Genomic DNA, 7,779 nt, shown 5'->3' with positions numbered 1-7,779 from the left:
AGATACCGTAAAGGTAACCGTGCGAAGCGTGTGATTATCCCGAATCGCGTAGGCATAGAGCATCGTCCCGCTATCGTGAACAAGAAAAAGCGGTTCGGAGACTGGGAAGCTGACACGGTTCTGGGCAAGCAAGGTACGGGCGCGATTGTCAGCCTGGTTGAGCGAAAAAGTAAGCTGTACCTGATACGCAAAGTGCCAGCGAAAAGCGCAGCCGATGTGGCCCGGGCCATGGTTGGTATGCTGTGGAAATATCGAGGTTATGTTCGAACTATCACTGCGGACAACGGCAGCGAGTTCTGTGACCACGAACAGGTCGCAGAAAAGCTTAAAACGGATGTCTACTTCGCTAACCCTTATTCGTCCTGGGAACGCGGACTGAATGAAAACTTCAACGGTTTGCTGCGGCAATACATACGGAAAGGCACCGATTTGCGGACGGTAACAGATAGGCAAATTAGTGAGATTGAACGGGCATTAAATGCCAGACCGAGAAAGTGCCTCGGCTTCAGGCAACCTATTGCGGTATTCAATGAATTACGCGAGGCAGCCTAATTTAGCGAGTGGTGCACTTCGGAGTTGAATTCGCGTTGTAATCTGCAGAAAGATTTAACTCAGATGTTTTGATTTTTGTGTATAATGTCAGGCCAGATATGTCAATTTTTATCTCAGTCGATATTGTAAATCCTTTCACAGTTGCTGTTATTATTCCATCTGGCTGTGTCATTATTTTGGTTTCTAATGGCCCATTTAAAGTTACATGTTTCAACTCTCTATACCTGAATGTTGGTAGCTTGTTGATTTCCGTTCTTGCGCTTGATTCTATAGATGAGAAGATCTTTTTATTAATAGATTTTAATATTTTTTTGTTTCATTATGTATAGGGAGTCCTATGGATTCATTGTTGATAACCATCAAGCTATTCCATTGGCCTGATTGTTTTTCACTAATTTCAACAAGATGGTTAGTTCTAGATACATAATTTGGATAATAAGCCGTACTTGATGTTGAAAAAACAACGTTAATATTAGTATGATTTTTCTCATAAAAACTCCTTTTTCGTATTTGCCCTTGAGCATAATTTGTAAATTATGCATTTCTTAAGTAATCAAAAAATGTGTATAAGGCAATCAAAAAAAATCAATCTTTAACATTTTTGCATTTGTTTTTCGGTTGTTAAAGTTATGTGTTGATTGGCTGTTTTTTTGATCTTGGTTTGTTTTTATTGTTGCTTGCTTAGGGCGCCTTGTGTTTTTGTACTTTTCCAACACCAAAGCTTTACCAACCTGAGTATTGTAATCTCACAGGCTTAGTGTCGGGTTTATCAGTTGTATGTATCGGCGCATAGGCTGTCAGATCCATTAATTTTCCTTGCCAGCCTTAAAGGCGTTGTTGTCTAAAACAGCGGAACCTTTTTGGCACTTCATGATCAGAGCTTGCATCGCAAGGTTTACGGTCAATATCATGGGCAAGTCAAAGCGCACTGTCACCAATTGGAAGCAATACAATCAGGCATTAGTTAACCGTGGCTCTATCACTTTCTGGTTGGACAAAGCGACTCAACACTGTCAGGCAATATGCAATATGCGTCCCTGGAGTGTGGTTCAGGAGCAGCGGCCCGTGTTTCGTGCCGTGCCCGGTTATCCAATCAGTTCGCCAGGATGAGCCGAGAAGGTTGGGTCAACGTGGAAGAGACAGTAAACGAACAGGGCTTTGTCAGCCATGTGGAAGTGCTGGGCTCCAAGGGTGGCAAGCAGTTTGAAACTGAAACCGTCAAAGCCGTGTCAAAGTGGCGCTATGCACCTAAGTTTGTCGATGGTAAGCCTGTTAGCGCCAAGACGTGGTCGAAGATCTCCTTCACGCTTTAAGGCTGCAAAGCGGATTGTTGCCCAATAAAAACGCCGGCAGTTGCCGGCGTTTTTGTCCTCCTCATCCTGAGTTAGATAAGGAACACATTCAGACTACAGGCGCCGTGGGCACCAACTACCAGTGCCTGCTCAATGTCAGCCGTCTTGGATGGGCCGGCGATAAACACCCCAAACTCACCCGAGTCCAACATTATCTTGTCGGCCGCTTCATGCATGTTAGCGACAATGGCATCGGCTTCCAGTACCAGAAACAGGTTCTCACAGATAAAAGGTGTGATCCTGTGAGATAGAGACTTCTGACTGACCCAGATGGCACCGTTTTCAGCAACACCCACTTGACCCTTGATTACGGCATAATCGATATCACGCAGATCATGGCTGTCAGCGGGCACTTCACGGTTACCTGTTACCCCTTCTACCTGAGAGATAATCTGCTTGCCTTCGGCAATCAAGGCATCGACTTGCTGCTGCAGTTCGGTAAAACCACCACGCTTATGCAGTTTGCCGGCAACGGTTCCCAGGTTGGTTTCAAACTGGCCAATCAGGTCGTCCAGTCTAGGGGCCACATCTATGGCCGGCATATTGTGTCCTTCAAGTGCGCAGGACTTAAGGGCATCCAAAATAAAAGATTTGCTGGACATCTGATTAGCTCCTGTTTTTCTTGAACCAGGCCTCGAAACTAGAGGCGGGTGCCTTGGGCAGTTCACGGTATTTACCCCAAGCGCCAGAGAATGGCTTGAGCAGGCTACCTGGCAGTATTCTCAAGCCCAGTCTTGCCATGCTCATGGAGCAGTTCAGCATAGTGGTACTGGCCATAAACTTACCGACCAATGGCATATAACTGCCTTTACCGTAAGGCAGTTTACCTGACTCGGCCTTTAGACGACGCTGACGGAAGATGATCTTGTCCAATGGCACCTTAGTGGGGCATACATAGGAGCAAGAGCCGCACAGGGTACAGGCCCAGGCGATGGAGTTGGTGTCATCGTCCTGCGCACCGACTGCGATGCCAATTGGACCTGGAATAGTGTAGTTGTAGCTGTAACCACCGCTGCGACGATATACAGGGCAGGTGTTCAGACAACCGCCACAGCGGATACACTTGAGCGACTCGGCAAGGATCTTGTCCTTGAGCATCTCAGTACGGCCATTGTCCACTATGATGACGTGCATCTCACCACCGGCCTGCGGGCCGCGGTAGAAGCTGGAGTAAGTGGTTACCGGCTGGCCGGTGGCGTTGCGGGCCAGAGTACGCAGGTAAACTGAGGCGCTTTCCACCGATGGTACCAGCTTGTCTATTCCCATGGAGTGCAGCTGCAGTTTAGGCAGGTTACAGCCCATGTCGGCGTTACCTTCGTTGGTACAAACAACCACTGCGCCCTTGTCGGCGATGGCCATATTCACCCCTGTCATGGCCGCATCGGCACTGAGGAATTGCTCACGCAGATGGGCACGGGCGGCACGGGTCAGGTAAGTCGGGTCGCTGGCACCGGCCTCTGTGCCGAGTTTTTCATGGAACAGTTCGCCCACTTCCTCTTTCTTGAGGTGAATGGCGGGGACCACGATATGTGAAGGTGGCTGTTTTTTCAGCTGAATGATGCGTTCACCCAAGTCTGTGTCTATGACCTCTATGCCCTTGCTTTCGAGGAAGGGGTTGAGGTGACACTCTTCGGTGAGCATGGATTTGGACTTCACCAGCTTCTTCACCTGATGGCTGGCCAGAATCTCATGCACTATGCGGTTATGCTCGGCGCCGTCTTTGGCCCAATGCACTTGAATGCCGTTCTGGATACAGTTGGCTTCGAACTCTTCCAGATACTTGGCCAGATTGGTCAGGGTATGCAGCTTGATAGCCGAACCCAGATCCCTAAGCTGTTCCCACTCGGGCAGGCTGCCGGCAGCGCGGTCGCGCTTTTCCCGCAACACCCATAGGGCTTTGGAATGCCAATCAACTCTGGACTCATCGCGGCAGAAGATCTCTGCCTGGCTGGCGTGGGCTTTGGCCCCTTGTGTCTGTGACATGGCTATCTCCCTAAATGGCAGCGTTGAGGATCTGCGCCAGATGGCGGGTTTCTATCGGCAAGTTTTGGCGACGGATCATGCCGTCCAGATGCATCAGACAGGATGGGTCAAAACCGACGGCATAGTCTGCACCCGTGGCTGCATGGGCCTGAGCCTTGTCTTTGCCCATCTTGGCAGACACAGCACCTTCATCTACCGCGAAGGTACCGCCGAAGCCGCAGCATTCGTCGCGGCGATCCGGATAGGTGATCTCTATGCCGGGAATACGTTCCAGCAGGGCTTCCATTTTGTTGTAACGTGGGCCCATATATTCACTGGGGCTGGCGAGATCCAGCATACGAATACCGTGACAACTCAGTTGTAGGCTCACCTTGTGTGGGAAGGCTTTGGGGAAGCTCTCTACCGGGGCGACATCGTGCAGGAACTCGGTCAATTCGTACAGTTTGGCGATAACGGCCGCGGCTTCCGGGCTGTCGTCAAACTCATGGAAGTTTTCTTTGGCGGCTACCAGGCAGGATGCCGCTGGACATACGATAGCATCGCATTCGACTCCCTTGAAGGCGTTGAGCAGCTTCATAGTGGTCTTGCGGGCTTCGTCAAAACAACCCGAGTTGGTCATGGGCTGACCACAGCAGGTTTGGCCTTCAGGCAGGATCACCTGGTGCCCCAGCTTCTCCAGCAGTTCCAAGGTGGCGATGGCCACATCCGGCAGCATCTGGTTGACCAGACAGGGAATAAACAAGGCTATCTTCATTTGGTGTTTCCTAATTGGATGTTGCTTGCGTTAACCGACATCATCTATGTCCGGTGTGGTCAGATGCTTTCTGACTCTGTATTTGAACATCACCTGACACAGGGTAAATATGCTTGAATATAAGCCTATAACCACACAATAAATAGTGCTAATTCAGTAAATGATTAAAATCTTTTTTGCAAAAATGAGAAAGTTTTAACCATTTGATTTTAATGTATTTATTTGTATTTATTTTGTTCGTTAATCCGAACGTGAATCCGTTATATAACACAGGTGAAAAAAGAGGGAGCTAATGCTCCCTCTAAGTATAGTCAGCGACTGCACTCCTCCAGCAAATAAGCCAGGTGGCGGTAGGAAATACCACTGTGGTGGCTCAGGCCCACTTCACACATACGGTTGGCGTAGTAACCTTCCTTAAAGTCGGTGGGGATGAGTTTCTTAATGTTACGCAGTGCCGAGGCGTTGATCTCAGGCTTGTAAAGACCTTTCTCACCGGCATAACCACAACAGTCTACACCGGCCGGGCGCAGCACCTTGTTGGAGCAGGCATCGGCAATGGCTTGCATCTTGGGTTCCAGCTTCATCTTACGCGCCGAGCAACCCAGATGCAGTGCCACATTGACCTTCTTGGTGAGGGTGAGTTTCGGCAATACCTTGTCGTGCAGGAACTCGACCAGATCCAACAGTTCAACCTTGGGATTGCCGGAAAGAGCACGGTAGGTGCAGGAGAGGGCATCGACAACCACGGGCAGCTTGCCGCCCTCGGTCATGGCGCTGACTGCGTCAATAAGCTCGTCACGCTTCATATCGGCGTTCTTGAAATCCCCTTTTGATTCCCACATCTGGCCGCAGCACAGATTGCGGGTTTTGGCCGGTGTAATCACGTTATAGCCGGCACGTTCAAGCAAGGTCACTACCACTTCAGGCAAGGTACGGTCATCGGGATCCAGCGGTGTTGGGCCGAAGGTACGACCACCGCAAGCGGCGAAGTAGACCACGGTTTCCTGGTTGGCTTTGGGAGCCGATGGCTTAGGTAGCTTACCGCCTTTGGGGAAGTCAGGGTTCCAGTAAGGCACTTCTTTGGAAATCGCCCGGCCCATGTTCATCAGCCCTGAGGTGATACCCGTGCCCGTGAGTTTGTGTATTGTGCCCAGGGCATCAAAACCTGTGCTCAACACCTGGTTGACAGCGCCCCAGTGCTTGGCCTGGAAGTCCAGAACCTTCTGTTCTGTGGTGGTGATATAAGGGGTACGCAGCTTGCGAACCAGTTGGCCCATGCTATTGTCTACCGGGCAGGCAATGGTACACAGCTGACAGGCGGCGCAGGTATCCACCACATCATATTTGGCGGCGGCACGCATCTTCTCGGCGGCTTCCTTGTCGCCGCTCTGTTCCAGACGCTCGATTTCACGCAAGGTGGCTATCCGCTGTCTGGGTGACAGGTTAAGCGCCGAGGTGGGGCAGGTCTTTTCACAGAAACCGCATTCGATACACTTATCTACCAGGTCGTCCACTTCGGGACAGGGCTTGATATTCTTGATGTGTACCTGCTTGTCGTCGTTAAGGATCACCCCAGGGTTCAGCAGGCCTTCGGGGTCGAAGATCTGCTTGATGTTTTTCATCAGGGTGTAGGCGTCACTGCCCCATTCCATTTCCACAAAAGGTGCCACGGCGCGGCCTGTGCCGTGCTCGGCCTTCATCGAACCGTCGTACTTGTTGATCACCATATCGGCGACCGCTTCCATAAATTGATGGAACTGTTCGATATCGGCCTGGGAGCCGAATTTAGGGGTAATGATAAAGTGGAAGTTACCGGCTAGCGCATGGCCGTAGATCACCCCTTCAGGATAGCCGTGCTTATGGAACAGCTCGGTCAGATCGTGGGCGGCACTGGCTAGGTTTTCAACCCGGAAAGCCACGTCTTCGATGATTACCGAAGTGCCTTTGGGACGCTCGCCACCGATAATGGGGAATAGGCCGGAGCGCATGGCCCAATATTTACCGTAAACGGCCGGGTCACGGCTGAAGCTGATGGGGCGCTCGGTCTCGATATGCGCCAGTTTGGCGATAACGTCCTGGGTATAGCGTTCCAAAGTTTCATCATCGTTGGCGCGGGATTCTATCAGCAAAATCGCAGCGCCTTCAGGCAATTCGGCCAGCCAATCCGGCATGCCCTTTTTGCCTGTTACCGCCTTGATGGAGGCCCAGTCCAGCAGCTCGGCTGCGGCTACGCTTTCGCCCTGAATAGGGGGGATTGCCCGGGCTGCATCTTCCATATTGAAGAATACCGCCATGGCCGAGGCCTTGAATTTAGCCTCTTCCACTGTGTGATAGGTGACTTCGTTGACAAACGCCAGTGTGCCTTCGGCGCCGACTATGATGTGGTTGATGATGTCGAAGGGATCTTCAAAATCCACCAGGGCGTTGAGGCTGTAACCTGTGGTGTTTTTAATGGCGAACTTTTTGCGAATTCGCGCAGCCAGGGTCTCATTACCGCGAGCCATGGCACCTAAGTCTGCCAACGCCTTGAGCAGTTCGGGGTGTGACTGACGGAAGGCTTCTTTGGACTCTTCGCTGCCGGTATCCAGTTCTGTGCCATCGGCCAGCAGCAGTTTTACTGAGGAGATGGTTTGGTAGCTGTTTTGGGCGGTGCCGCAGCACATACCGGAAGCGTTGTTGGAGACGATACCGCCTACCATGGCTGAAGCCAGAGTTGCCGGATCCGGGCCGATTTTTTTATTCAAAGGTTTGAGAGCAGCGTTGGCATCGGCGCCAATAACAGCGGCACCCAGAGTGACTTTGTTGCTGTCTTCGCTGATATCCAGGGTACGGAAACCGTCAAATCCGAGGATAAGCAATATGCCTTCTCCTATGGCCTGACCCGACAGACTGGTACCAGCGGCACGGAAAGTCACCGGAGCGCCGTAGCTTCTGGCTACAGCCAGAGTGCGTTTTACCTGCTCCAGATCCTCGGCATGTACCACAACCTCGGGCACTATCCGGAAATAGCTGGCATCGGTTGACCAGGCAAAACGGCGCACAGGGTCGTCACTGACGGCAGCTTCTCCCAACTGTTTACGCAGGTCACGGATCACGGCTTCATAGTTGATAGACATAAGACATTTCTCTACACATTAA

Annotated in this window: 6 protein-coding genes and 1 pseudogene; 3 read left to right on the top strand and 4 right to left on the bottom strand. The window is 51.2% G+C overall.

The genetic code is table 11. The features are described 5' to 3' along the window. From ACMHXH_RS13170 to ACMHXH_RS13160, 3 genes and pseudogenes are all read left to right on the top strand, one after another. The coding region (locus ACMHXH_RS13170; RefSeq protein ID WP_413738154.1) for an IS30 family transposase at positions 1-552 on the top strand (552 nt) is incomplete at its 5' end. Positions 553-1,461: 909 nt separating this feature from the next. Beyond that, positions 1,462-1,569, top strand: a pseudogene (locus tag ACMHXH_RS13165) (IS5/IS1182 family transposase); the annotation flags it as partial. Positions 1,570-1,658: 89 nt separating this feature from the next. Beyond that, a complete protein-coding gene (locus tag ACMHXH_RS13160) occupies positions 1,659-1,865 on the top strand; it encodes an energy transducer TonB (RefSeq protein ID WP_160289588.1) in 207 nt (68 codons plus the stop codon). A 71-nt stretch (positions 1,866-1,936) separates the two neighbouring features. Here the strand turns inward: ACMHXH_RS13160 and ACMHXH_RS13155 are convergent, their stop codons facing one another. The 4 genes from ACMHXH_RS13155 to ACMHXH_RS13140 all read right to left on the bottom strand — a co-directional run bounded on the left by ACMHXH_RS13155 (position 1,937) and on the right by ACMHXH_RS13140 (position 7,757). Then, positions 1,937-2,506 (bottom strand): LutC/YkgG family protein, encoded by a 570-nt coding sequence (locus ACMHXH_RS13155; RefSeq protein WP_039035940.1) that lies wholly within the window; start codon positions 2,504-2,506, stop codon positions 1,937-1,939. Positions 2,507-2,510: 4 nt separating this feature from the next. After that, positions 2,511-3,887: a lactate utilization protein B gene (locus ACMHXH_RS13150; RefSeq protein WP_144361720.1), complete on the bottom strand. Its 1,377-nt coding sequence runs from the start codon at positions 3,885-3,887 to the stop codon at positions 2,511-2,513. Between the two features lie 10 nt (positions 3,888-3,897). Next, entirely contained in the window at positions 3,898-4,641 is a 744-nt protein-coding gene (locus ACMHXH_RS13145; protein ID WP_039035938.1) for a (Fe-S)-binding protein, read from the bottom strand. A 311-nt stretch (positions 4,642-4,952) separates the two neighbouring features. After that, positions 4,953-7,757: an FAD-binding and (Fe-S)-binding domain-containing protein gene (locus ACMHXH_RS13140; protein WP_039035937.1), complete on the bottom strand. Its 2,805-nt coding sequence runs from the start codon at positions 7,755-7,757 to the stop codon at positions 4,953-4,955. Positions 7,758-7,779: the final 22 nt, after the last annotated feature.

Source organism: Shewanella sp. BJSY2023SW001 (assembly GCF_047314685.1).
Lineage (GTDB): Bacteria > Pseudomonadota > Gammaproteobacteria > Enterobacterales > Shewanellaceae > Shewanella > Shewanella indica.
The sequence above is the reverse complement of the archived record's forward strand: the minus strand, read 5'-3'. Positions and strand labels throughout refer to the sequence as shown.

What these genes read in the sequence shown, in the direction of transcription:
- ACMHXH_RS13155 (WP_039035940.1), bottom strand. Translation starts at nt 2,506, where the DNA reads ATGTCCAGCAAATCTTTTATTTTGGATGCCCTTAAGTCCTGCGCACTT.
- ACMHXH_RS13160 (WP_160289588.1), top strand. Translation starts at nt 1,659, where the DNA reads ATGAGCCGAGAAGGTTGGGTCAACGTGGAAGAGACAGTAAACGAACAG.
- ACMHXH_RS13145 (WP_039035938.1), bottom strand. Translation starts at nt 4,641, where the DNA reads ATGAAGATAGCCTTGTTTATTCCCTGTCTGGTCAACCAGATGCTGCCG.
- ACMHXH_RS13140 (WP_039035937.1), bottom strand. Translation starts at nt 7,757, where the DNA reads ATGTCTATCAACTATGAAGCCGTGATCCGTGACCTGCGTAAACAGTTG.
- ACMHXH_RS13150 (WP_144361720.1), bottom strand. Translation starts at nt 3,887, where the DNA reads ATGTCACAGACACAAGGGGCCAAAGCCCACGCCAGCCAGGCAGAGATC.